Origin of the sequence: Bacteroides sp. 1_1_14 (assembly GCF_000162515.1) — a bacterium.
GTDB lineage: Bacteria > Bacteroidota > Bacteroidia > Bacteroidales > Bacteroidaceae > Bacteroides > Bacteroides thetaiotaomicron.
This window is the reverse complement of the sequence record NZ_GG774703.1, coordinates 269,349-294,983: the sequence shown is the minus strand read 5'-3', so window position 1 is coordinate 294,983 and position 25,635 is coordinate 269,349. Positions and strand designations below refer to the sequence as shown.

The 25,635-nt window shown below is 43.1% G+C and carries 16 protein-coding genes and 1 pseudogene; 11 read left to right on the top strand and 6 right to left on the bottom strand.

Annotated elements, in window-relative coordinates; translation table 11 throughout:
• The first annotated feature begins 17 nt into the window (after window positions 1-17).
• From HMPREF9007_RS19700 to nfo, 11 genes and pseudogenes are all read left to right on the top strand, one after another.
• Window positions 18-2,198: a surface glycan-binding family protein gene (locus HMPREF9007_RS19700; protein WP_008760376.1), complete on the top strand. Its 2,181-nt coding sequence runs from the start codon at window positions 18-20 to the stop codon at window positions 2,196-2,198.
• A gap of 24 nt (window positions 2,199-2,222) precedes the next feature.
• Window positions 2,223-5,366, top strand: coding sequence for a TonB-dependent receptor (locus tag HMPREF9007_RS19705; RefSeq protein WP_008760375.1), 3,144 nt, complete (start codon window positions 2,223-2,225; stop codon window positions 5,364-5,366).
• Window positions 5,367-5,383: 17 nt separating this feature from the next.
• Entirely contained in the window at window positions 5,384-7,057 is a 1,674-nt protein-coding gene (locus HMPREF9007_RS19710; RefSeq protein WP_008760374.1) for a RagB/SusD family nutrient uptake outer membrane protein, read from the top strand.
• A gap of 184 nt (window positions 7,058-7,241) precedes the next feature.
• Window positions 7,242-8,546 (top strand): DUF4995 domain-containing protein, encoded by a 1,305-nt coding sequence (locus HMPREF9007_RS19715; protein WP_008760373.1) that lies wholly within the window; start codon window positions 7,242-7,244, stop codon window positions 8,544-8,546.
• A 55-nt stretch (window positions 8,547-8,601) separates the two neighbouring features.
• Window positions 8,602-10,603: pseudogene (gene hepC / locus HMPREF9007_RS19720) on the top strand (heparin-sulfate lyase HepC).
• A 112-nt stretch (window positions 10,604-10,715) separates the two neighbouring features.
• Complete coding sequence (locus tag HMPREF9007_RS19725; protein ID WP_008760372.1) at window positions 10,716-12,326, top strand: sulfatase; 1,611 nt, start codon at window positions 10,716-10,718, stop codon at window positions 12,324-12,326.
• 21 nt (window positions 12,327-12,347) lie between these two features.
• Window positions 12,348-13,976: a Tat pathway signal sequence gene (locus HMPREF9007_RS19730; RefSeq protein ID WP_008760371.1), complete on the top strand. Its 1,629-nt coding sequence runs from the start codon at window positions 12,348-12,350 to the stop codon at window positions 13,974-13,976.
• Between the two features lie 160 nt (window positions 13,977-14,136).
• A complete protein-coding gene (locus HMPREF9007_RS19735) occupies window positions 14,137-15,090 on the top strand; it encodes an ROK family protein (protein ID WP_008760370.1) in 954 nt (317 codons plus the stop codon).
• A 37-nt stretch (window positions 15,091-15,127) separates the two neighbouring features.
• Window positions 15,128-16,393: a sugar MFS transporter gene (locus HMPREF9007_RS19740; RefSeq protein ID WP_008760369.1), complete on the top strand. Its 1,266-nt coding sequence runs from the start codon at window positions 15,128-15,130 to the stop codon at window positions 16,391-16,393.
• Between the two features lies 1 nt (window position 16,394).
• Entirely contained in the window at window positions 16,395-19,016 is a 2,622-nt protein-coding gene (locus HMPREF9007_RS19745) for a DUF4962 domain-containing protein (protein WP_008760368.1), read from the top strand.
• A gap of 381 nt (window positions 19,017-19,397) precedes the next feature.
• Window positions 19,398-20,231 carry a deoxyribonuclease IV gene (nfo, locus tag HMPREF9007_RS19750; RefSeq protein ID WP_008760367.1) on the top strand — a complete coding sequence of 278 codons (834 nt, stop codon included), beginning with the start codon at window positions 19,398-19,400 and terminating at the stop codon, window positions 20,229-20,231.
• A gap of 16 nt (window positions 20,232-20,247) precedes the next feature.
• Here the strand turns inward: nfo and HMPREF9007_RS19755 are convergent, their stop codons facing one another.
• From HMPREF9007_RS19755 to HMPREF9007_RS19780, 6 genes are all read right to left on the bottom strand, one after another.
• On the bottom strand, window positions 20,248-21,822 hold the full coding sequence (locus HMPREF9007_RS19755; RefSeq protein ID WP_008760366.1) for a ClC family H(+)/Cl(-) exchange transporter: 1,575 nt from the start codon (window positions 21,820-21,822) through the stop codon (window positions 20,248-20,250).
• Between the two features lie 316 nt (window positions 21,823-22,138).
• Window positions 22,139-22,723 (bottom strand): hypothetical protein, encoded by a 585-nt coding sequence (locus HMPREF9007_RS19760; protein ID WP_008760365.1) that lies wholly within the window; start codon window positions 22,721-22,723, stop codon window positions 22,139-22,141.
• Window positions 22,724-22,755: 32 nt separating this feature from the next.
• Window positions 22,756-23,115, bottom strand: a complete 360-nt coding sequence (locus tag HMPREF9007_RS19765) for a hypothetical protein (RefSeq protein ID WP_008760364.1) — start codon at window positions 23,113-23,115, stop codon at window positions 22,756-22,758.
• 4 nt (window positions 23,116-23,119) lie between these two features.
• Window positions 23,120-23,656 (bottom strand): RNA polymerase sigma factor, encoded by a 537-nt coding sequence (locus HMPREF9007_RS19770; protein ID WP_008760363.1) that lies wholly within the window; start codon window positions 23,654-23,656, stop codon window positions 23,120-23,122.
• A 198-nt stretch (window positions 23,657-23,854) separates the two neighbouring features.
• The gene (locus tag HMPREF9007_RS19775; RefSeq protein WP_008760362.1) at window positions 23,855-24,031 is read right to left on the bottom strand and encodes a DUF4250 domain-containing protein; all 177 of its coding nucleotides are present in this window, start codon (window positions 24,029-24,031) and stop codon (window positions 23,855-23,857) included.
• 61 nt (window positions 24,032-24,092) lie between these two features.
• On the bottom strand, window positions 24,093-25,634 hold the full coding sequence (locus HMPREF9007_RS19780; protein WP_008760361.1) for a carboxypeptidase-like regulatory domain-containing protein: 1,542 nt from the start codon (window positions 25,632-25,634) through the stop codon (window positions 24,093-24,095).
• Window position 25,635: the final 1 nt, after the last annotated feature.

The following is a 25,635-nucleotide window of genomic DNA, read 5'->3' as shown; positions in this document are numbered from 1 at the left end:
CTAATAACTCTTAAAATATGAGATCTAAATTACTAAACATTACTTCAAGATTACTAGGAGTCCTCATAGTAATTGCAGTGACAATAGTCAATAGTTCCTGTTCGGATACAGAAACTACTGACTCTACGAAGTTTACTATTTATTATACAGGAATGACTGATATCGGTCCATCTATGACAGGAGTTATCAGTAGCCCGACTTACAAAGGCGGCACTCCATACGATTTTGCCATTACCAGAATCACTCTTGATGGAGAACCGTTTTCCGATAGCATCTTCGCCATTGATTCGGAAACAGGAAAAATTACTTTAAATAGTACAAGCAATACTCCTGTCGGACTATACAAACTATCTGTCGCATGTTATTCCAACAATAACAGATATGAATATACCGACATTGTGGAAATCAACATGATGAAACCTGTGCCTGATGGAATCAAAACAGATCCGGAGAAACTACAGGTAGAATATGCAGATATTATCGACACAGAAAGCAGCAATGAACTGCCCACCTCTCAAATTAGAACTGAAGGAAATCATATTTCTATTTCAAACTACACCATTGCTTCTGCAATGTGGAATGGAGTTGCAGTAGAAAGTCCCGAAGACTACTTTGCTGTATCAGATAAAGGTGAAATTTCCATCATCAAAGGAAATCAAAACATTCAGCCTGGTAAGTACATCCTATCATTCAAACTGACAACTGCCGCAACTGGAGAGGATCCTGAAAAAGGAATTTTCGAGAATGCGTTGGAAATCAATGTAACTTCCCGCCCACTTTCATTAATATACACTCCTGATGAAGGAAAAATAGAGGAAGAAGGAGAGCGTAGTCCTGAGACCACTTTCCAAAGTAATATTCCCGCATTAAAAGGTTCTGCGGAAGGGCTTGTATACAGTATCAGTTCAGTTAGTCCGAATACGGATAAAATCACAATTGATCCGACAACGGGCGTATTGTCTGTAGCGGCTCATCATGGATTCAAGGATGGAGAAAAATATCAAATCAGTGTGAAGGCTATCAATGAATTTTCTCCAGAAGGCGTAGTATTCGAGAATGTATTCACACTAAATACAGTTGAATTTATAGAACCGATAGCTAACTTCGGATACGCTGATGTAAACGATGTACAAGCTGTAGAAATCGACATTAACAAAAATGAGAATTTCAAAGGTGATGAAGTGAAATATGAATTTGTAAATCTGCCAACTGACCTTCAAGGTGAATTAGCTCTTGATCTGGATGGAAACATCGCCATTAAGAAGGGAAACAAGATTCCTGTCGGGCAATATACAGTTCAGGTTATGGCTACCAATACCAAAGGTTCAGAGACTGCTACATTTACATTAACAATCACAGCAAATCCGAACTATTTTACTTATTTCCGCTACGGAAATAACCTCGGATTAACTCCTATTGAAAACTATGCCGATCAATTCAGAATTGAGGCAGGCGGTAAACTTAACTCTGTAAAACCGGTTCCAACAGCAACAGATGCCAAAGATGGTTTGTCTTCACTAAAGTGGGAAGTAGAATTGAAACATAATCCCAATAATACAAAAGCGACTATTAATGAATCTACCGGACAGATTACAATAACCGGATTAAAACAAGGACAATGTGGCATGGTAATGGTTACCGCAACAGCCGGAGAAGGAAAAACGGCAGTTTCTGTAAAACAACCTGTATTTTTCCATTTCTCAATGATTTCAGACAGTAATGTACAATTAGAGTATACTCCGTTTGTCTTCCAGGTAAATCCGGCAAGAGGTGGTGAGTCAATAGCTCCAAGTTTAGGAGCAGGTATAGATAAATCTACATTCAGATTAGACTATCGCCGTGACTTCTTCTACTATAATATAGCTGGTCCAGATTCACATATAAGTGGGGCATTGGCACAAAAAGTAGATAACTTCTTATCGGAAATGTGGAATTCTTATGATGCGACAGCCGGTACATCCAGAAAACCGATGTCTTACTTTGAAAACACTACTAATTTAAGCAAAGCGTTAGGTTACATTGACCAAACAGACTTCAAAGTACACATTAACCCAAATCTGTGGCGCAACAAAGACGGCTACGCTAACGGGGCCATGATTGGTCAGATAACCTATGACGTCACCGGAAAAGATCCACAAGCTGCAACAAGCGGGGCACGGGTTTCTCCGATATTTATTTGGTTTGATACTAAGTTCTAATAAATACATGCAAAAATACACGTTATGTACTATACAAATATAATAAAATCAATTAGCGCAAGAGGGTTGTTCACCCTCTTGGCACTGATCATGTCGATCAGCTTACATGCCCAGAACGCTACTGTAAAAGGTGTTATTGTAGATGAAACAGATACTCCTCTCATCGGAGCAACTGTTCAGGTTAAGGGAACCGCAACGGGAAGTATAACCGACTTTGATGGAAATTACACAATCAAAGCTAATAAAGGTGCGGTTATTACATTCTCATATATTGGATATAAGACACAGGAAATTAAATTCACAGGCCAATCGCCGCTTAACGTAAAGATGATTCCTGACAATCAGACACTAGATGAAGTGGTCGTAGTAGGTTATGGTACTATGAAACGTAGTGACCTGACAGGTTCTGTAGCTTCTATCGCCGCCAAAGATGTAGAAGGCTTCAAGACAAGTTCTGTAGCAGGCGCATTAGGAGGTCAGATTGCCGGTGTGCAAATCACATCAACTGACGGTACTCCAGGCGCTGGCTTCAGCATCAATATTCGTGGTGTCGGCACATTGACAGGAGATTCTTCTCCACTTTATATTGTCGATGGTTTTGAAGTAGACGATATCGACTATTTGTCAAACTCTGATATCGAATCTATTGAAGTTTTAAAAGATGCTTCTTCTTCCGCTATCTATGGTGCGCGTGCCGCTAATGGCGTGGTATTAATCACGACCAAATCCGGTAAAACTGGAAGACCGACAATTACCTACAATGGTTCAGCCAGTTATCGTAAAATATCTAAAAAGCTAGACGTTCTTTCCCCATACGAATTTGTTAAGTTACAAGGAGAAGTTAATTCAAAATATTCAGACTCCTACTTCAAGCCGGGAAATGACGATAATGATATTCCCTACCGTTATCAGTCACTTGATGACTATATGGGTGTTAAAGGTGTTAACTGGCAGGATGAAACATTCAATCCTACCTGGTCACAAGACCATAGTTTGTCAATCATGGGAGGTACAGATGATTCTAAATACAACGCATCATTCTCACGCTATATTGAAAACGGTATTTTCAAGAACAGTGGTTTCGATAAAACCACAGGAAAGTTTCGCCTTGACCAAAAGTTAAGTAAAAGTTTGTCTTTCAATATCACCGTCAATTATGCACTGACTAACCGTAAAGGTGTAGGTACATCCGCAGACTCCGGTCGTTTCAATATGTTAGCGCAGATTTTAAGTGCCCGTCCTACTGGGGGATTAAAGCTGACTGATGATGAGCTTCTTGATTCAGCTATTGACCCTGAAATGCTCGAATCTGGCGAAAGCTTGGCACAAGTGAATCCAGTGAAACAAACTGAATCAGTAACAAATACCAAACGCGCCGAAATGTGGTCTGGTAATGGTTCGATAAGCTGGCAGATTATTAAAGGATTGACATTTAAAACTGCCGGAACCTATAACACCACTAATAACCGTACAAATATTTTCTACAAAGATGGTTCCAAGGAGGCTTATCGTAACGGTCAGAAGCCTTATGGACGTACACAAATGGGACGCGACGTACGTTGGACGAACTTCAATAATCTGACTTGGAAACAGAAGGTTAAGAAACACAACTACGATGTTATGTTAGGGCATGAAGTTTCTTTCAGAAGCACTGAATATTTACTAGGCGAAGCAATGGATTTCCCATTCGATAACTTAGGAAATGATTACCTTGGTCTGGGTGCAACACCTAGTAAAGTAGAAAGCAGCTATAGCGAAAAAATGTTGCTATCATTCTTTGCACGTGGAAATTATAACTACGATAACCGTTATTTACTGACGGCAACAGTTCGTGCAGATGGCTCTACTGTTTTCTCTAACAAAAATAAATGGGGATTCTTCCCTTCATTTTCTGCCGCATGGCGTGTTTCCGAGGAAGCATTCATGAAAGATGTTGATTGGGTATCTAACTTCAAAGTTCGCTTGGGTTGGGGTATTGTAGGCAATGACCGTATCTCCAACTACCTTTCTATGGATCTTTACGAAGCTAGTAAATATGGCGTAGGCAATAATACGGTAACTGTATTGACTCCTAAACAACTGAAAAACGCTAATTTGAAGTGGGAAGGTTCAAGCACTATCAACTTGGGTGTTGACTTAGGTTTTCTTGACAACAGATTAAATGTTACTGCCGACTTCTTTGTCAAAAACACTAAAGACTTATTATTAGCACAGTCACTTGCCCATGTTACCGGATTTGATTCACAGATGCAAAACATCGGTAAGATTCAGAACAAGGGTATTGAACTAAGCTTAAATTCGACTAATATTCAGACACGTGATTTCAGTTGGCAAACCAACTTCAATATTTCATTTATCAAAAACACATTAAAAGGATTAGCTTCAGGCGTTGAATCGATGTACGCCCGCTCCGGATTCGACAGCAACTTTACTGCTTATGATTATATTGCTACTGTAGGCCAATCACTCGGCTTGATTTATGGATATGAATTCGACGGAGTTTATCAAAGTTCTGACTTCTATACTACGCCAGACAATCAACTGATATTGAAAGAAGGTGTTACAAACAATGCACGATATGGCACTGTGAAACCAGGAGTAGTTAAATATAAAGACCAAGATGGCGACGGCATAATCACGACCAATGACCGCACGGTAATTGGTAACGCTATGCCCAAATGGTTTGGTGGTATTACAAATACATTTGACTATAAAGGTATCGACTTCAGCTTCATGCTTCAGTTCAACTATGGCAATGACATATATAATGCAACTCGTCTATATTCTACACAATCCAGAAACGGACGTAGAAATATGCTGGCTGAAGTAGCTGACCGTTGGAGCCCGACAAATACTTCCAACCTGGTTCCTTCACAGGATGGATATATTGTAAATGATGTATATTCCCGCTTTATAGAAGACGGATCATTCTTACGTCTGAAGAATGTAACTTTAGGATACACTTTGCCGCACAAATGGACTCGTAAATTTCATGTATCCAGACTCCGTTTGTATGCAACCGGTCAGAATCTGTTCTGCGTAAGCGGATATAGCGGCTATGACCCGGAAGTAAACAGCGCAAGCAATACCCCGATGACTCCGGGACTGGACTGGGGTGCTTATCCAAAAAGTAGAGTATTTACATTTGGTATCGATCTTCAATTCTAATTCATAAAACATATCACATGAAAAAAATAATATACTATATAGCAATGTCGGTAATGTGTTTGCTTCCTTTTTCTTGTTCACTTGAGGAAGAAACCAGAACTGAAGTAGAAAAGAAAAACTACATGAACAATGCGGAGGAAGCAAAAGACGTATTGCTTGGAGTTTATCGTACAAACACTTTAGATGCCATGTATGGATATTACTTATCCATACTCTTTAACCTGGGAACGGATATTTCACAAGTGGAAGGTAGCGGTAATGAAAATTTCCGTATCATTCCGACAAACTCATTCCCAACCACTCAGTCTGAAGTACAGCAAACATGGGCAGCACTTTATACCGGTATTTACAGAGCAAATGATTTTCTGGAACGTATCTCAAATAAAATAGGATCATATACTACAACTGACAAAAAACTCGCCACCTTATACATTGCGGAAGCGAGAGCTTTAAGAGGTATGTTCTACTTTGAATTAGTACGCCGATTTGGAAATGTTGTCTTAATGACAAGTACTCAGATGTCAAATCAGAATCCGGCTACATATGTACAATCAGCTCCAGAAAAGGTATACGAATACATAGAAGACGACTTGTTGTACGCTTGTGACATTTTACCATACGCGACAGATGACCAATATCGCGAAAGCAACGACTATCGTTTCTCAAAAGGAGCAGCATTAGGCTTATTGACCAAAGTTTATGCTACCTGGGCTGGCTATCCGGTAAAGGATGAATCCAAATGGGAAGCTGCTGCAAAAACCGCACGCATTTTGGTAGAATCCGGCAAACATGGACTGTTGAAAGATTACGAACAACTATGGAAGAATACCTGTAATGGCACTTGGGACCCGACTGAAAGTTTGATTGAAATATCATTTTACTCACCGACAGTATCAGGCAACAGTGATCCGGTAGGACGTATCGGTAAGTGGAACGGAGTTAAAACAACCGCTATTGCAGGTGTACGCGGAAGTTGTGCAGCTAACGTAAAAGTAGTTCATACATTTGTGCTTGACTGGAGAGAAGATGTATCGGATATCCGTCGTGATTTATCTATAGCCAACTACCAATATACTGACACAAAAAAATCTCTTTGGGTAGCCGGCGCCAGTGATACAGATGAAAGTGCAGCAGAGAAAGATGCTGATCCTACTAAAGCTCAGAAAAATAAGCAAAACTATACTCCTGCAAAATGGGATATTCAGAAGTATGTAACAACAAATAGTTTCATCAACAATGATAAATCTAATGTGAACTGGTATTTCTTACGCTATGCAGACGTATTATTGCTTTATGCAGAAGCATTAAACGAATGGAAACATGGTCCCGATACTGAGGCATATAATGCAATCAATGCCGTACGTCGCCGCGGTTATGGCAATCCAAGTAACACAAGCGCATGCGATCTGCCACAAGGACTCGATGAAACAAGTTTTCGTGAAGCAGTCCGCAAAGAACGCAGTTATGAATTATCATTTGAAGGACACCGTCGTCAAGACCTAATCCGTTGGGGTATTTATTATAAAACAGTGCAAGCGACCGCTAAAGAATTAGGTTATTGGTGGGAAGGTACAGGATCACCAAATTATTCAGTAGCCACTTATACAGAAGAAGGCAAACATGAGCTGTTCCCTATTCCACAACGGGACATGGACTTGTGCATCCAATTTAATCAAAATCCCAAATGGTAACTGAATAAAACTCTCTCCAATATGCCCGTGACACGGCATATTGGAGAATATTAAAATCATTTTCGACAAATTCAAAACTAGAAAAGCAGGTATTGAATGCCTTTTAAACAATCCTATCACATAATTTAAACCCATTCATCTACTTTTGCATCAGTTACAAAACTTCTAAAAACAATCACTTAAAATGAATAACATGAAAAAGAAACTTGTTCTCTTTGCTTCGGTTGCCATTGCACTTGCATCGTGCCAGACAACTCCAAAGGAAGACTACAGTTGGATTAAGAAAGGGCTGGATGTAGCTTCTGCCCAGTTACAACTTACAGCAGAAGAAATTGACGGAACCGGTAAGCTTCCACGTTCAATCCGCACCGGATATGACATGGATTTCCTCTGCCGCCAATTAGAAAGAGATCCTTCCACTTTTCAGGATTCACTTCGTCCGCAACCTACTGCCGAACAAATGGGCAAACGTCGTTTATGTGTAGTATACGACTGGACAAGCGGTTTCTTCCCCGGATCACTGTGGTACGCATACGAACTGACCGGAAATGATACACTGAAAGCGGATGCCATTCAATATACAAACCTGCTGAATCCGGTACGCTATTATAAAGGTACACATGATTTGGGATTTATGATCAACTGCAGCTACGGAAACGCTGAGCGTCTGGCTCCTAACGATACCATCAAAGCTGTCATGAAAGAAACTGCCGATAACCTGAGCGGACGTTTCAACGATTCAATCGGAGCCATCCGTTCATGGGACTTTGGCAGCTGGAACTTCCCGGTAATCATCGATAACATGATGAATCTGGACCTTCTGTTCACTGTAAGCAAATGGACAGGCGACAACAAATACAAGGATGTCGCTATCAAGCATGCTATCACTACGATGAAAAATCATTTCCGTCCTGACTATACTTGCTGGCATGTAGTAAGCTATAACAACGACGGCACAGTAGAACGCAAACAGACTCACCAGGGTAAAAACGACGATTCTTCATGGTCGCGCGGACAGGCTTGGGCTGTATACGGATACACTTCCTGCTACCGCGAAACAAATGACACTACCTTCCTGAACTTTGCCGTAAACATAGCCGACATGATCATGGAGCGCGTGAAAACAGACGATGCAATTCCTTACTGGGACTACGATGCTCCTGTCACCGAAGAGACTCCACGCGATGCTTCGGCTGCTGCTGTAACAGCCGCAGGATTCATTGAACTTAGCACAATGGTACCCAACGGAAAGAAATATCTGGATTATGCAGAAAAAATTCTGAAAAGCCTTTCAAGCGACGCATACCTTGCCAAAGTCGGCGAAAACCAGGGATTCATCTTAATGCACTCTGTCGGATCATTGCCTAACGGTTCTGAAATCGATACTCCGCTGAATTATGCTGACTACTACTATTTGGAAGCATTGAAGAGATTCATGGACTTGAAGAAGTTGAGATTGGAGAATGGAGAGGTGAAAGTTATTGAGTAACATAGCTGAGAAAATTCAAATCTAAATTGTAATTTGCAGAATAATAAATGATATCATGAATAAAACTCTGAAATATATCGTCCTGCTGACATTTGCTTGTTTCGTAGGCAAAGGCTATGCCCAAGAGTTGAAAAGCGAGGTATTCTCGCTTCTCAACCTGGACTACCCCGGATTGGAGAAAGTAAAAGCCTTACATCAGGAAGGCAAAGATGAGGATGCCGCAAAAGCACTGCTCGACTACTACCGTGCACGTACGAATGTGAAGACTCCGGATATTAATCTGAAAAAGATCACTATCGGCAAAGAAGAACAGCAATGGGCGGACGACGGATTGAAACATACATTCTTTGTTCACAAAGGTTACCAGCCTTCTTACAACTACGGAGAAGATATCAACTGGCAATACTGGCCGGTGAAAGACAATGAACTCCGCTGGCAGTTGCACCGTCATAAATGGTTTACTCCGATGGGTAAGGCATACCGTGTATCGGGTGACGAGAAATATGCCAAAGAATGGGCATACCAATACATCGACTGGATCAAAAAGAATCCGTTGGTGAAGATGGACAAGAAAGAATACGAACTGGTAAGTGACGGTAAGATTAAAGGCGAAGTGGAAAATGTACGTTTCGCATGGCGTCCGCTGGAAGTAAGTAATCGTCTGCAGGATCAGACTACCCAGTTCCAGTTGTTCCTCCCCTCTCCTTCTTTCACTCCGGATTTCCTGACTGAATTTCTGGTGAACTATCATAAACATGCCGTACATATTCTGGCTAATTACTCTGATCAGGGTAATCACTTGTTGTTCGAAGCTCAGCGTATGATTTATGCAGGTGCATTCTTCCCGGAATTTAAAGAAGCTCCGGCCTGGAGAAAAAGCGGTATCGACATTCTGAACCGTGAAATAAACGTACAGGTTTACAACGATGGCGGTCAGTTTGAACTTGACCCGCATTACCACCTTGCTGCTATCAATATCTTCTGCAAGGCACTGGGTATTGCAGATGTTAACGGATTCCGTAATGAATTTCCACAGGAATATCTGGATACCATCGAAAAGATGATCATGTTCTATACTAATATTTCTTTCCCGGATTACACAAATCCATGTTTCAGTGATGCTAAAATCACAGAAAAAAAAGAAATGCTGAAGAACTATCGTGAATGGAGCAAACTGTTCCCCAAAAACGAAACTATCAAGTATTTGGCAACAGACGGCAAAGAGGGTGCATTACCTGATTATATGTCGAAAGGTTTCCTGAAGTCAGGTTTCTTTGTATTCCGCAATTCCTGGGGGAATGGATGCTACACAAATGGTAGTAAAAGCCGGTCCGAAAGGTTTCTGGCATTGTCAGCCGGATAACGGTACTTTCGAAATGTGGTTTAACGGCAAGAACCTGTTCCCCGACTCCGGTTCGTATGTATATGCAGGTGAAGGCGAAGTGATGGAACAACGCAACTGGCACCGTCAGACTTCCGTACACAACACCGTGACTCTGGACAATAAAAATCTGGAAACAACCGAATCTGTTACTAAACTGTGGCAGCCGGAAGGCAATATCCAGACATTGGTTACAGAAAACCCAAGCTACAAGAACTTCAAGCACCGCCGTTCGGTCTTCTTCGTAGACAATACCTACTTTGTCATTGTAGATGAAGTATCAGGCAGCGCCAAAGGTTCTGTCAACCTGCACTATCAGATGCCGAAAGGTGAGATAGCCAACAGCCGCGAAGACATGACATTCCTGACTCAATTCGAGGATGGAAGCAACATGAAACTTCAATGCTTCGGCCCTGAAGGCATGAGCATGAAAAAAGAGCCGGGATGGTGTTCTACTGCATATCGCAAGCGCTACAAACGTATGAATGTTTCATTCAACGTAAAGAAAGACAATGAGAATGCGGTACGTTACATCACAGTTATTTACCCAGTCAAGAAGAGCGCAGATGCCCCTAAATTTGACGCTAAGTTCAAGAACAAAACGTTCGATGAAAACGGACTGGAAATAGAAGTGAAAGTAAACGGCAAGAAACAGTCATTAAAATATAAATTATAATCCAGTGACCAGCGAGGCACTGAGGCCAGATTTCCATGCGGATATATGCCCGCTACGGAAAAGACCTCGGCTCCTCACTGGTCATTTTTTATCATCAGATGTTATTTCTATCATGAAAAGCAATCCCTCTACCTTACTGCTTCCATTGGCTGCACTAAGCCTCGCTTCCTGTGCCAACCAGAAAAAAGAAGAAACCAAACGTCCGAACATCATCTTCATGATGACCGACGACCATACCACCCAAGCTATGTCCTGCTATGGTGGCAACCTCATCCAGACTCCCAATATGGATCGTATAGCCAATGAGGGTATCCGTTTTGACAATTGTTATGCAGTCAATGCCCTTTCCGGTCCTTCACGTGCCTGCATCCTCACCGGAAAATTCAGCCATGAGAACGGCTTTACCGATAATGCAAGCACCTTCAACGGTGATCAGCAGACATTCCCGAAACTACTTCAACAAGCCGGTTATCAGACTGCCATGATCGGTAAATGGCATCTTATCAGCGAACCGCAGGGATTTGACCACTGGAGCATACTCAGCGGCCAGCATGAGCAGGGCGACTACTACGACCCTGACTTCTGGGAAGACGGAAAGCACATCGTAGAAAAAGGATATGCAACGGATATTATCACTGACAAGGCAATCGATTTCCTCGAAAACCGCGACAAGAACAAACCTTTCTGCATGATGTATCATCAGAAAGCTCCCCACCGTAACTGGATGCCCGCCCCCCGCCATCTGGGTATATTCAACAATACTATTTTCCCCGAACCCGCAAACCTGTTCGATGACTACGAAGGACGCGGGAAAGCGGCACGGGAACAAGATATGTCGATCGAGCATACGCTGACGAATGACTGGGACTTAAAACTGCTCACTCGCGAAGAAATGCTGAAAGATACGACAAACCGCCTGTATAGCGTTTATAAGCGCATGCCTGTAGAAGTACAGGACAAATGGGATTCCGCCTATGCACAGCGCATTGCCGAATACCGCAAAGGCGACCTGAAAGGCAAGGCATTAATCAGCTGGAAATACCAGCAATATATGCGCGATTATCTGGCTACCGTTCTGGCTGTAGACGAGAATATCGGTCGTCTGCTGAATTATCTCGAAAAGATCGGCGAACTGGACAATACCATTATTGTCTATACTTCCGACCAAGGATTCTTTCTGGGTGAACACGGTTGGTTTGACAAACGATTCATGTACGAAGAATGTCAGCGTATGCCGCTTATCATCCGTTATCCGAAGGCCATTAAAGCCGGAAGCACCAGCAACGCCATTAGCATGAACGTAGACTTCGCCCCCACTTTCCTTGACTTTGCCGGTGTAGAAGTGCCATCTGATATTCAGGGAGCATCACTGAAACCAGTATTGGAAAACGAAGGCAAGACTCCTGCCGACTGGCGTAAAGCAGCCTACTATCATTATTATGAATATCCGGCAGAACACTCCGTAAAACGTCATTACGGCATTCGCACGCAGGACTTCAAACTGATTCATTTCTACAACGACATTGACGAATGGGAAATGTATGACATGAAAGCCGATCCGAGAGAAATGAACAATATCTTCGGAAAAGCGGAATATGCTAAGAAACAAAAAGAGTTGATGCAACTACTTGAAGAAACTCAGAAACAATATAAAGACAATGATCCCGATGAAAAAGAGACAGTGCTTTTCAAAGGAGACAGAAGACTGATGGAAAATCGATAAATAACCCAAAACAATAATATCATGGACAGAAGAAATTTTATAAAGAATACTGGCTGGTCTTTTTTAGGACTGGCAGCATCCGGCAGCCTGCTCGGCTCTTGTGCGGCAGGAAGTAAAGAAGCCAAAAAGAAAATGCCATCGGCAAGTGACCTCAAAATGTACTGGGGAGACCTGCACAACCATTGTAACATCACATACGGACACGGCGATATGCGCGATGCTTTTGAAGCAGCGAAAGGACAGTTGGATTTTGTAAGTGTAACACCCCACGCCATGTGGCCGGATATCCCCGGAGCAGACGATCCACGCCTGAAATGGGTAATCGACTACCATACCGGTGCTTTCAAACGTTTGCGCGAAGGCGGATATGAGAAGTACGTAGCCATGACAAACGAATATAATAAAGAAGGAGAATTCCTCACTTTCGTTGGATATGAAGCACACAGCATGGAACATGGCGACCATGTTGCCTTGAACTACGATCTCGATGCACCGCTTGTAGAGTGTACCTCCATCGAAGACTGGAAACAGAAAGCCAAAGGACACAAAGTATTTATCACTCCTCACCATATGGGCTATCAGGGTGGTTATCGCGGCTATAACTGGAAATGCTTTACCGAAGGAGACCAGACCCCGTTCGTAGAAATGTATTCCCGTCACGGTCTGGCCGAAAGCGATCAGGGTGACTATCCATACTTGCACGATATGGGCCCCCGCCAATGGGAAGGAACCATTCAATATGGTCTGGAACTGGGTAATAAATTCGGTATTATGGCTTCTACCGACCAACATTCGGGTTATCCGGGCAGTTATGGCGACGGCCGTATCGGTGTACTGGCTCCGTCATTGACCCGCGACGCTATATGGGAAGCACTTCGCACCCGCCACGTATGCGCCGCAACCGGCGATAAGATTTTGATTGACTTCCGCCTCAACGACGCTTTCATGGGTGACGTAGTGCGTGGCAACAGCCGTCGCATTTATCTGAACGTTATCGGGGAAAGTTGCATCGACTATGTGGATATCGTCAAGAACGGTCAGATTCTGGCCCGCATGAATGGTCCGTTGACTCCGGTTGCCCCCGAAGGTGATACTGTCCGCTGCAAAGTGAAAGTAGATTTCGGATGGAACCGTGAAGAGCAGTATGTACACTGGCAAGGTAAATTGTCTGTAGACAAAGGACGCATTCTGAGCGTCACTCCATGTTTCCGCGGTGCAGCCTTCACTTCTCCGCAAGAAGGGGAAACAGAATTCCATACTCACGTAAACCGCATTGTATCCGCAGACGAAAAAGAAACCGAACTGGATATGTACAGCAGCAAGAATCCGAATACGACTACCGCTGCCATGCAAGCTGTCATCCTCGAAGTAGAGATGCCGAAAGACGGAAAAGTGATTGCTGATTTCAACGGCAAGAAGTTTGAACACACATTGGGCGAATTGCTCGAAGGCTCACGTTCGCACTTCATGATCGGCTGGCTGAGCGAAGCGATTCTCTTCAATCGTGCTATGCCCGAAAGCTGTTTCACTGTGGAACACTATATGGAAGATAAAGAGCCTCAGCGTGATACAGATTACTACTACGTGCGTGTTCGCCAGCGTGACGGGCAATGGGCATGGAGTTCACCTATCTGGGCAGAAAGAGTATAAACTGGTATATGAAAGAAAACAGTTGCTTTGCTTGTGCCAAGCCGTTGGCACAGTTGTGTCAAGCTGTTGGCACTGCTATGCCAAGCCTTTGGCACAAGCGTGCCAATACGGTGGCACAAGCATGGCACAGTATAAACGAATTTAAAACATACCTAGTTATATGGAAAAAGAATACGCTATAGGAATTGATCTTGGCGGGACTTCTGTGAAATACGCTCTTATTGATAATAATGGCGTATTTCACTTTCAAGGGAAGCTACCGTCGAATGCCGACGTATCAGCCGAAGCTGTCATCGGGCAATTAGTCAAGGCAGTCAATGAAGTGAAAACCTTTGCCGAAGCAAAGGAATATACGATAGCCGGTATCGGGATAGGGACACCGGGAATTGTCGATTGTACGAATCGTATCGTATTGGGAGGTGCGGAGAATATTCAAGGCTGGGAAAATCTGAAACTGGCAGACCGGATGGAAAAAGAGACCGGACTTCCTACCCAACTGGGAAATGACGCTAATCTGATGGGACTCGGCGAAACGATGTACGGAGCCGGAAACGGAGCCACTCATGTGGTCTTTCTGACTGTAGGAACCGGTATCGGTGGCGCAGTCATAATTGACGGCAAACTGTTTAACGGATACGCCAATAGAGGTACTGAATTGGGACATGTCCCCTTGATAGCTAATGGTGAACCTTGCGCCTGCGGTTCAATAGGATGCCTTGAACATTATGCTTCCACTGCCGCACTGGTCCGTCGTTTCAGCAAACGGATAGCCGAAGCCGGCATCTCTTATCCGAATGAAGAAATAAACGGAGAATTGATCATCCGTCTCTATAAACAAGGAGATAAGATTGCGGCTGAGTCGCTGAACGAACATTGTGATTTCCTCGGTCACGGCATTGCCGGATTTATTAATATCTTCAGCCCTCAAAGAGTCGTTATCGGCGGAGGACTGTCCGAAGCCGGAGACTTTTATATTCAGAAAGTAAGTGAGAAAGCCCTTCGCTATGCCATCCCCGACTGTGCCGTGAACACGGAAATCATGGCAGCCTCTTTAGGCAACAAAGCCGGAAGTATCGGTGCCGCCTCCCTCTTTTTAAATAGAAAACCGAATTAAATGAAGAGCAGAAAACCTTCTCAACTTATTTAAGATTATGAAGAAAAATCTAGGAATGCTGGCGCTGATTATGGCGTTCTGGTTCACTATCTCGTTTATTACCAATATTCTGGGACCGCTTATTCCGGACATTATCCACAATTTCAATCTGAGCGATCTTGCGATGGCGGGGTTTATCCCGACTTCCTTCTTTCTGGCTTACGCCATTATGTCCATCCCTGCCGGACTACTGATCGACCGTTTCGGTGAAAAGCCTGTCTTGTTCTGTGGATTCCTGATGCCGTTTATCGGAACCATCCTGTTCGCCTGTATGCATACTTATCCGATGTTGCTAGCTTCATCTTTCATCATCGGTCTGGGAATGGCAATGCTGCAAACCGTGCTGAATCCGCTCCAACGTACTGTAGGAGGAGAAGAAAACTATGCTTTCATCGCTGAACTGGCACAATTTATGTTCGGTATCGCCTCCTTCCTAAGCCCGCTGGCATATACTTATCTGATTCGGAAACTTGATCCTGCCACTTATACAGCAGGAAAAAGCCTTATCCTTGACTTGCTGGCGGATATGACGCCACAAGATATGCCTTGGGTATCTCTCTACTGGGTATTTACCTTATTGTTGCTGGTGATGCTGATTGCCGTCGGCGTTTCGCATTTCCCGAAGATTGAACTGAAAGAAGATGAGAAAAGCGGATCGAAAGATTCCTACCTCGCCCTGTTCAAGCAGAAATATGTATGGTTGTTCTTTCTGGGAATCTTCTGCTATGTCAGTACGGAACAAGGAACCTCTATCTTCATGAGTACCTTCCTCGAACAATATCACGGTGTAAACCCGCAGACGGAAGGTGCACAGGCAGTCAGCTACTTCTGGGGACTGATGACGGCAGGCTGTCTGGTCGGAATGATTCTTCTGAAACTGATTGACAGCAAACGCCTGCTACAGGTTTCGGGGGTATTGACGATAGTGCTGTTACTAGCCGCTTTATTCGGAAGCAAGGATGTTTCGCTAATCGCCTTTCCTGCTATCGGATTCAGTATTTCCATGATGTACTCTATCGTCTTCTCATTGGCGCTGAACTCGGCTTCACAGCATCACGGCTCATTTGCCGGAATTTTATGTTCGGCTATCGTGGGTGGAGCAGGCGGGCCGATGATTGTGAGTACATTGGCAGATGCTACGTCCCTGCGTACAGGTATGCTGTCTATCCTGCTCTTTGTGGGATATATCACCTTCATCGGTTTCTGGGCACATCCGCTGATCAACAACAAGACAATCAGTCTGAAAGAACTCTTAAAAAAATAAGATGATGAAACAACGATATTATATTTTCCTGTTATTTGTAGCTATGCTTTCCTATAGTGGATATGCGCAGAAAAGCATCCTGCGTCTGAGTCAGCAGACGCTGATGCATGAAGTCCGCGAAACACCTTCTCCACTGGACGGTCAGCACATAGCAGTCAATCCGCCGCGTTTCATGTGGCCGGATAAGTTCCCCCACCTCGGACCTGTGCTTGACGGAGTGGAAGAAGAAAATCACAAACCGGAAGTGACATACCGCATCCGTATCGCACGTGATCCTGAGTTTAAATCGGAAGTAATGACCGCCGAAAGAAACTGGGCTTTCTTCAATCCTTTCAAACTCTTTGAAAAAGGGAAATGGTATTGGCAGCACGCCTACCTTGATAAGGACGGCAAAGAAGAATGGTCGCCCGTCTATCATTTCTATGTGGACGAGCAGACACGTACGTTCAATCCTCCCTCCTTGCAAGAAGTGCTGGCGAAGTTCTCTCAAAGCCATCCCCGTATCCTGCTCGATGCCAAAGACTGGGATCAGATCATCGAGCGGAACAAGAATAATCCGGAAGCGCAGCTCTATATTCAGAAAGCAAGGAAATGCCTCAATCATCCATTGAAACATCTGGAAGAGGAAATCGATACCACCCAAGTAGTCAAATTGACGAACATCGTACAATATCGCTCGGCATTGATTCGGGAAAGCCGCAAGATAGTAGACCGCGAAGAAGCGAACATAGAAGCTATGGTACGCGCTTATCTGCTGACGAAAGACGAAGTGTACTACAAAGAAGGTATCAAACGTCTTTCCGAAATTCTTTCGTGGAAAGACAGTAAGTACTTTGCAGGAGATTTCAACCGCTCCACGATTCTGTCCATGAGTACTTCCGCTTATGATGCATGGTACAATCTGTTAACGCCTGCCGAGAAACAGTTGCTTCTCGAAACGATCAGCGAAAACGCCCATAAGTTTTATCATGAATATGTGAATCATCTGGAAAACCGTATTGCCGACAATCATGTATGGCAGATGACTTTCCGTATTCTGAATATGGCAGCTTTTGCTACATACGGTGAATTGCCGATGGCTTCCACTTGGGTAGATTATTGCTATAACGAATGGGTATCCCGTCTGCCGGGACTCAACACCGACGGAGGATGGCACAACGGTGACTCTTATTTCCATGTCAACCTTCGTACATTGATCGAAGTTCCCGCTTTCTATTCACGTATCAGCGGTTTCGATTTCTTTGCCGATCCCTGGTATAACAACAATGCGCTCTATGTAATCTATCATCAGCCTCCGTTCTCCAAATCTGCGGGACACGGCAACTCCCATGAAACGAAAATGAAACCGAACGGGACACGGGTCGGCTATGCGGATGCTTTAGCACGTGAATGCAATAATCCGTGGGCAGCCGCCTACGCACGTACCATTCTGGAGAAAGAACCGGATATCATGAAAAAGTCTTTTCTTGGAAAAGCAGGTGATCTGACCTGGTATCGCTGCATTACTGACAAGGCACTCCCGAAAGAAGAACACTCATTGGCAGAGTTGCCGATGACGAAAGTATTTAATGAAACGGGAATTGCTACGATGCATACTTCGTTGGGGGATATAGAAAAGAACACAATGTTGTCATTCCGTTCCAGTCCATACGGTTCAACTTCGCACGCATTGGCCAATCAGAATGCATTTAATACCTTCTATGGAGGCAAGGCGATCTTCTATAGCAGCGGACATCGTACCGGTTTTACCGATGACCATTGTATGTATTCCTATCGAAACACCCGTGCGCACAATAGTATTCTGGTCAACGGAATGACTCAGACTATAGGAACGGAAGGTTACGGATGGATTCCCCGTTGGTATGAAGGAGAAAAGATTTCGTATATGGTGGGAGACGCTTCCAATGCTTACGGAAAGATCACAGCTCCTATCTGGTTGAAACGTGGTGAACTTTCCGGCACGCAGTACACTCCCGAAAAGGGATGGGATGAGAACAAACTGAAGATGTTCCGTCGGCACATCATTCAATTAGGCAATACGGGAGTGTATGTGATTTATGATGAACTGGAAGGAAAAGAAGCGGTCACATGGAGCTATCTGCTGCATACGGTAGAACTTCCGATGGAAATGCAGGAACTTCCTTATGAAGTGAAAGTTACGGGAAAGAATAAGGATGGAGGCATCTCTGTTGCTCATCTTTTCAGTTCGGCAAAGACGGAACAGGCCATCGTAGATACCTTCTTCTGCGCTCCAACCAATTGGAAGAATGTAACCAATGCCCAGGGAAAAGCTGTGAAGTATCCCAATCACTGGCATTTTTCGTCTACTACCATTCCATGTAAAACTGCCCGTTTCCTCACCGTTATGGATACACATGGAAATAACCGTGCGGATATGAAAGTGGTTCGCCAAGGCAATACCGTACAAGTAGGCGACTGGATTATTACCTGCAATCTGACGGAGAAAGGGAAAGCGGCAATCAGCGTCACCCATCAAGCGGAAAAGGTTTCTTTGAAATACGATGCCGGCAAGAAGGAAGGTGCGACTATCATCACAGATCAAGTACAAGGGAAACAGGTCAATAAGGTTCTGACTGACTATTTACCGGATTTTGAGATATAATTTCTCAATTCTGGCACACAATATGGAGCTATTCAATGGTTATTATAAACTTACGAATAGCTCCTTTCTTTTATTGTCTTTTATTGAAGGTGACAATGCTTATTATGCCACATTTCAAGCATTAATAATGTCCATGACAGGTATTAATATCTGACTTTTCAGGTATTAACAGTTGACATCTCAGATATTAACATCTGACAACTCAACCATTAATACCTGAGATGTGGGATATAAAAAGACAGTAGATCACTGTACCTTTATCATAATGAGCATTGAGTTTACTACTAAAAAATTGTATCTTTGCCTATGTTGGTACTCTACGCAAACATTGAAACCTGCATAAATGTTATATCAACAGATAAAATTTAAATAGAATAAAAGATGAAATACATTGGAGCACATGTAAGCGCATCCGGCGGCGTAGAATTCGCCCCTGTCAATGCGCATGAGATTGGAGCAAATGCCTTTGCCCTGTTTACTAAAAATCAACGTCAATGGGTGAGTAAACCATTGACAGAAGAAAACATCCGTCTTTTCAAAGAAAATTGCACTAAGTACAATTTCCAAACAGACTATATTTTACCGCATGACAGTTACCTTATTAATTTGGGACACCCCGAAGAAGAAGGATTGGAGAAAAGTCGAGCTGCCTTTTTAGATGAGATGCAACGCTGCGAACAATTAGGACTGAAACTTCTCAATTTCCATCCCGGCAGCCATCTGAATAAAATCTCCGTAGAGGATTGTCTCGCACTCATTGCAGAAAGTATCAACCTGACTTTGGAGAAGACTAAAGGAGTAACGGCCGTTATTGAAAATACTGCGGGACAAGGCAGTAATTTAGGAAGTGAATTCTGGCAATTAAGATATATCATCGACCAGGTGAATGATAAAAGCCGTGTAGGTATTTGCCTGGATACTTGCCATACATATACAGCGGGATATGACATAGTGAATGATTACGATAAAGTCTTTGACGAATTTGAAAAAGAAGTAGGTTTCGAGTATCTGCGTGGTATGCACCTGAATGATTCTAAAAAAGAATTAGGCAGTCATGTTGACCGTCACGATAACATAGGCCAGGGACTGATCGGGAGTGCATTCTTTGAAAGATTAATGAAAGATTCAAGATTCGATAATATGCCACTTATTCTTGAAACACCCGATGAAAGCAAGTGGGCAGAAGAAATTGCATGGTTGAGAAGCGTTGAATAAACGCTTCACTTCTTTTTTAATAAATATTCGCCATACTGACTAACGGCTCATAGAGTTTCTCGATATCCTGCGAGTCCATTTCTATCTGCACCTGATCCCCCGGCATCAGTTTCTGCCCTTTGGGAGGCCAGTTTTTCCGGTCACGATGAACATTAATAATAATACAACGTTCCGGCAGGCGAAGTTCATCCACGATTTTACCATCCAGGTAAGAACCGCTCATGACCTCTACCGATAAAGTGTAGCGGGCCTCTTCTTTAAACGCAGGAGAATTAATCATATCATCATATAAAATCACATTGAAAGGTTTTATCTGAAGCATTTCCGTGAAATAGTAAGTCAGTCCTCCCACTACAATAGAAGGATAAAAGACTTCCAGATGTCCCGTAATCTCAGTAATCAGCACAATAGCGGTGAGAGGTGTACGTATGACCGCAACCAGAAAAGCAGACATACAGATCAACATGATATAACTGATATTTTCATAAGCAATCACTCCTTGCTGAACCAGAATCAATGCAACTATTTGCCCTAAAAGCCCTCCTGTCACTAATGTAGGAATGAAACTTCCTCCCGGCAGTCCTGACGAAAAAGAAAAGGTACTGAATACAAAATGCAACAACATCATACCGACAATCCAAAGAATATGGGTATCGGGATGCATGGCCTGTGCCAACAGAAACTGTTCCCCACCTCCTGTCAGATTGACTTCTGCCATAGAGATGAGATAAGCAATAAAGAGCAGATATAGCATTTTTACGTATTCCGGATGCTTGATGGCCGGATAGATACGTTTGACCTGAAGCGTAGTGACAGAAAAGAACTTTCCGAAAACAGAAACCACAGCCGCCAAAAGAAGAAACAACTTTACCTGTGACCAGAAAGTCATTCCCGGTACAATCGCATCAATCTGAAAATACGGATTGATAGGAAAAAGCCAACTGGCGACTCCTCCGGCAACGACTCCTGCCAGCAAGGTAGTAATCGCCGTCTTTGGCGCATCAAACCGTTCAATAGATTCTATAACCAGCAATGAGGAAGCCAACGGAGCAGCAAAAGCAGCCGCCAACCCGGCACCGGCACCCGCCGCCAACAATTGTTTCCGCTCGCCGGCAAGCACTCTCCCCCATTTAGAAACCAGACATCCTACATACGAACCGATCTGCACTGAAGGTCCTTCACGTCCCAAAGACAAACCGGTGCTTAGCGCAAGTATTCCTCCCACAAACTTGGCAATCACCTCAATGAAAGGATGTTTATACGCAACTCTTCCATTGATAACTCCACGTGTTTGTGGAATACCTCCTCCTGTGATCAACGGCATCTTTTTCACCAGCCAGGAGACAAATATAAGAATCCCCCACATTAACAGAAAAAGAGGAAGGTACCAATACCATTTAGGATGAGAATCAAAGAAGTCATGGCGAAGATTGAAGAAGAACTGAAGCAGGTAATGATAAGGCACAGCAATAAGCCCCGTCAGTAACCCGACAAAGATACTGACAAAGTAAAGCCGCGCATCAATCAATTTGAGTTTGAAGATACGCCAACGTCCTCTGTCCTTTAATTTTTTAATCAGTCGAAACTCCATTCAGCAAAGTTTTCATTGTTTTCGCATGGATACAACAATTAATACCCCGCAGAGGTTTCAGACTGATAAATATTTAATCAGCTTTATCCTTCCAGCAGATTCAGACGCAGAATACCATGTATCATGAGTCAGCATCAACTACACGTCCGGCAAAGCTCTCTTTGCCGGACTGTGCATAGGCTGCCAAAACTTATCAGTAACAAGACACAATGAATAATCAAACGATACTGAAAAGAATAGATATATCTGCCTATGCCCAATTTGTGTTGACTTTAGTAAAATAAAACACTATAATAAATAATACCTAATCCATTATCTACTTTTGAGTTTGATGAGGGGTATGCTGTCTTTGTCTCTGGCGGTCTTGTCCGGGTTTGTGACCTTGTCCCGGTTTCTGTCCTTTTCTACGGTCAAACTCTTTTCTGAATTTATTCATATTGCTCTTTTCCTGCTGATAAATCTTCATGATCTGCTTTTGAGACAGAATCTTGCTGAACTCATTATAATACTTCTCACGGATGTCCAGCATCTTACGACTCTGCGCAAACTGATCTTTCAACATTTTAGCGATTTCCGCATCTGTCATAACCGGTTTTGGAGTTTCTTTGGCAGTATTGGCTTCCGTACCTTGAGCTGCATCTTTTCTCGCTCTGGGTTTGAAGTTCATCATACGACACTCACGAAGTTCTTTCAGATACTTCTCGTATATCGGAGTAAACTTGGCTGCCGTTGCATCATCCAGCATGAGCGCTCTCACCATCTGATTGGTCTGCATCTGCATCATCTGCTCCGGTGTAGGATGCTGTTTTCTTTCTTTGTTTTCTTTATTCTGTGCAGAAAGGGTCATCTGGCTTCCCAAAAATAAAGCCATCAACACTACATAAATAAACTTAGTCTTCATAATCTTCACGTTTTAATAATTAATTGAGTTATTCAGTTTAAAAATATATCGTTTTCAGAGAAGCTGACGAGCTCTTCCAACTCCTCATCTGACAATTCCTTAATCCATTTATCTACCGGATCTGTAGTTACATTATTTTTATCGACAGCCAATATATTTGAAGTAGATGGTGTGTCGGTATTCATATAGCGGAGAGACGGCGTAAACAAAATCCCGGCCAATACTGCTGCTACAGCAATCACAGTAGGAATAATCCTTTTCAGCCGACGCTTCTTGCGTTGCTCGTCAACCGTACGTTCCAATATCTTACGCTGTGTCTCCTCAAAAAAGTTATCGGGAGTGCGATAAGGTGTCCGCTTACCAATATTGTCAAAATCAAAATCCTTATCCATGATGTTACCTGTTTAATATATATTCCTTTATCTTATCTTTCGCATAGTGATAATTCACTTTCAGTGTCTCAACCTTACTATCCAGAACACGGGCGATATCTTCATATTCCAGTTCATCGTAATAGCGCAAGTTGAAAACGATCCGCTGCTTTTCCGGCAAAGTCAATATAGCTTCCTGAAACTTTACAGCCAGTTCATCTTCGTAGTCGACATAGTCAGAAGCTTTCAGTTTACTCATCAGTTCTTCCTGAACATCTTCCGCTGATATTACTTCTTCTTTACGGCTATTCAATAACCGAAGACACTCATTCGTTGCAATTCTGTAGATCCATGTACTCAGCGAACTTTCATTCCGGAACTGATCCAAATGGCGGAATACACGAATGAAGACTTCTTGCAGCACATCTTCCGCATCTTCGTGAGACACTACCATTCTCCGGATATAATTATATATCGGTTCCTGAAAACTGTCCACCAGCAACCTGAATCCCCGCTCGCGATCTGAGGAGCAAGCTTTTCGGATTTTATCTTCGTTTATCATCTATTATTTCTGAGCTTTGGTTATTAGAACGCCGAAAAGGAACGAAGTTAAATGCACAAGAGCCGATTTTACATTTATTAATAGAAAAGAGGAAATATGACATTGGCATACAAGGAATAAAAAAACGCCTCCATAATCTTTTTCAAGACCATGGAGGCGCTGTTAACTCTTTATATACAAGCCGAAGTTGACTGAAAATTACCAGAACTTATTATGTTCCGCACTATATTCAAAACCTGCAGCTTTCAACTGACTGACAATATCTTCTCTGCTTACATCCATATCTTCGCAAAGCTCATCCAGCGAAGAATAACAGTCACGCAACTTCATATTGATGACACTGAACAGCATCATCGGATCTTTAGGCAATTCCATATTCTACAATCTTTTAAACCGGGCGCAAAGTTACAGCAATCCCGGCGAATGGCAAAACAAATCAAGGGCCGATTTCTTCTATTTTCAAAGAGATTCTCTCAATCAGCTTACCAAGTTCCTCTTCCAGAGGTATCACATTAAAGTCCCTCCAGAAGTCTTCATCATATTTGAAATTCAGATCAGAGAAGATAGTACGCGTCGGTAATCTCTCTGCCCGTGGGAATGCAGTCACTTGTTCCGTATCCACTTTGCAAGTGATCATTTCAAACCAGATCTGCATCTGCGGACTAGCAGACAGCAACCGTCGCCGTTTCACCTTGAAAGAAAGGTCTCCACGGATATGATGAATATAATAGATACCTTGCCATGGTTTGTAGGAAATAGTATAAACCACCTTTTGCGGTATTATCCGAATGCCACGCGTGCGCCTTTCTACAAACATTTCCGACGCTTTCTTTACACGCTGGGGATCTACCTCAAAACGAGCTTGTAACAAGGCATTTGTCTCAGCATCAATATACAAATCTCCGCAATAGAGAGGTTCGATGATTTCTTTCTTTTGTGCAAAGTGTATGACCTTCACACAGCGGTCGTCTATGAATGTCACTCCCTGCGAAGTATACAGATAACCGTTATCACCTGCGTCAGGTATCAGGAATGAAGGCATATCCTTCATTATATCCATCTGAAAACATGCCTGAATGCCGGACTTCACCTTTACAAGCAGACTGTCTTTGGCTTCGACATTACTCAGCCGGCTCATCTTCAACAGCTTCGCCTGATCGGAAACGGGAGAATGCGAAGCGATCTTATAAACTTTGAAAACTGCTTCAGTAAGATTCTGAACCTTATTTTTCAATAAAACTCCTTCACGGTAAAATGTGGTCAGGTAGACAGGAGAATGAGAATAGTTCTGCTCTCTTTGCCTTCCCATTTCTTTCAGCAGCTTATAAGGATCGACCCATTGAACCACTACTTCCTGTAAAGGAACAACCTTTGGTTCCAAGCTCAGAATATGATGGCGACCTGCCAAAACAGAAACTTCCAGAGTTTGTGATACATATCCTATATGAGAAAAAACAACCGAATCGTTTTGCAAAGAATCCGGTAAGGAAAGTCTGAACTCTCCTTCCTGATTAGTAACAATCCCCACAGATGTCCTCCGGACTCCAACGGATGCAGAAGCAACAGGCATTCCGGTTTCCTTATCCAGTAAAGTTCCGGTAAGCATCAGATTTACAGGGTGAACGGATGAAGGTTTCGCCTGTTGCTGTTTGGTCGGTGAAGAAGAAGTTATCAGAATATGAGTCCCTATTACTTTAAATTCCAGGCTGGTATCTCCTGTTATCTCATAAATAGCCTGACGAATGGTTCGCTCTCCTTTCCGTATCTTCACCGTTACATCATTATCTACTACTTTACTGTCATAGATAAACAGATAACCTGACTGCTGAGAAATATTGCCTAACAGTGAATAGACCGTTCCTTTCATCTTCGGCAGGCTGATCATACGCTCCAGCACATCTTCTCCGTCAGCTCTCAACGTATCCGGTACGATAAAGAACAAACACAGAATCACCATATAGCGATAAACCAGCCTCATC

What these genes read in the sequence shown, in the direction of transcription:
- HMPREF9007_RS19700 (WP_008760376.1), top strand. Translation starts at nt 18, where the DNA reads ATGAGATCTAAATTACTAAACATTACTTCAAGATTACTAGGAGTCCTC.
- HMPREF9007_RS19705 (WP_008760375.1), top strand. Translation starts at nt 2,223, where the DNA reads ATGTACTATACAAATATAATAAAATCAATTAGCGCAAGAGGGTTGTTC.
- HMPREF9007_RS19710 (WP_008760374.1), top strand. Translation starts at nt 5,384, where the DNA reads ATGAAAAAAATAATATACTATATAGCAATGTCGGTAATGTGTTTGCTT.
- HMPREF9007_RS19715 (WP_008760373.1), top strand. Translation starts at nt 7,242, where the DNA reads ATGAATAACATGAAAAAGAAACTTGTTCTCTTTGCTTCGGTTGCCATT.
- HMPREF9007_RS19725 (WP_008760372.1), top strand. Translation starts at nt 10,716, where the DNA reads ATGAAAAGCAATCCCTCTACCTTACTGCTTCCATTGGCTGCACTAAGC.
- HMPREF9007_RS19730 (WP_008760371.1), top strand. Translation starts at nt 12,348, where the DNA reads ATGGACAGAAGAAATTTTATAAAGAATACTGGCTGGTCTTTTTTAGGA.
- HMPREF9007_RS19735 (WP_008760370.1), top strand. Translation starts at nt 14,137, where the DNA reads ATGGAAAAAGAATACGCTATAGGAATTGATCTTGGCGGGACTTCTGTG.
- HMPREF9007_RS19740 (WP_008760369.1), top strand. Translation starts at nt 15,128, where the DNA reads ATGAAGAAAAATCTAGGAATGCTGGCGCTGATTATGGCGTTCTGGTTC.
- HMPREF9007_RS19745 (WP_008760368.1), top strand. Translation starts at nt 16,395, where the DNA reads ATGATGAAACAACGATATTATATTTTCCTGTTATTTGTAGCTATGCTT.
- nfo (WP_008760367.1), top strand. Translation starts at nt 19,398, where the DNA reads ATGAAATACATTGGAGCACATGTAAGCGCATCCGGCGGCGTAGAATTC.
- HMPREF9007_RS19755 (WP_008760366.1), bottom strand. Translation starts at nt 21,822, where the DNA reads ATGGAGTTTCGACTGATTAAAAAATTAAAGGACAGAGGACGTTGGCGT.
- HMPREF9007_RS19760 (WP_008760365.1), bottom strand. Translation starts at nt 22,723, where the DNA reads ATGAAGACTAAGTTTATTTATGTAGTGTTGATGGCTTTATTTTTGGGA.
- HMPREF9007_RS19765 (WP_008760364.1), bottom strand. Translation starts at nt 23,115, where the DNA reads ATGGATAAGGATTTTGATTTTGACAATATTGGTAAGCGGACACCTTAT.
- HMPREF9007_RS19770 (WP_008760363.1), bottom strand. Translation starts at nt 23,656, where the DNA reads ATGATAAACGAAGATAAAATCCGAAAAGCTTGCTCCTCAGATCGCGAG.
- HMPREF9007_RS19775 (WP_008760362.1), bottom strand. Translation starts at nt 24,031, where the DNA reads ATGGAATTGCCTAAAGATCCGATGATGCTGTTCAGTGTCATCAATATG.
- HMPREF9007_RS19780 (WP_008760361.1), bottom strand. Translation starts at nt 25,634, where the DNA reads ATGAGGCTGGTTTATCGCTATATGGTGATTCTGTGTTTGTTCTTTATC.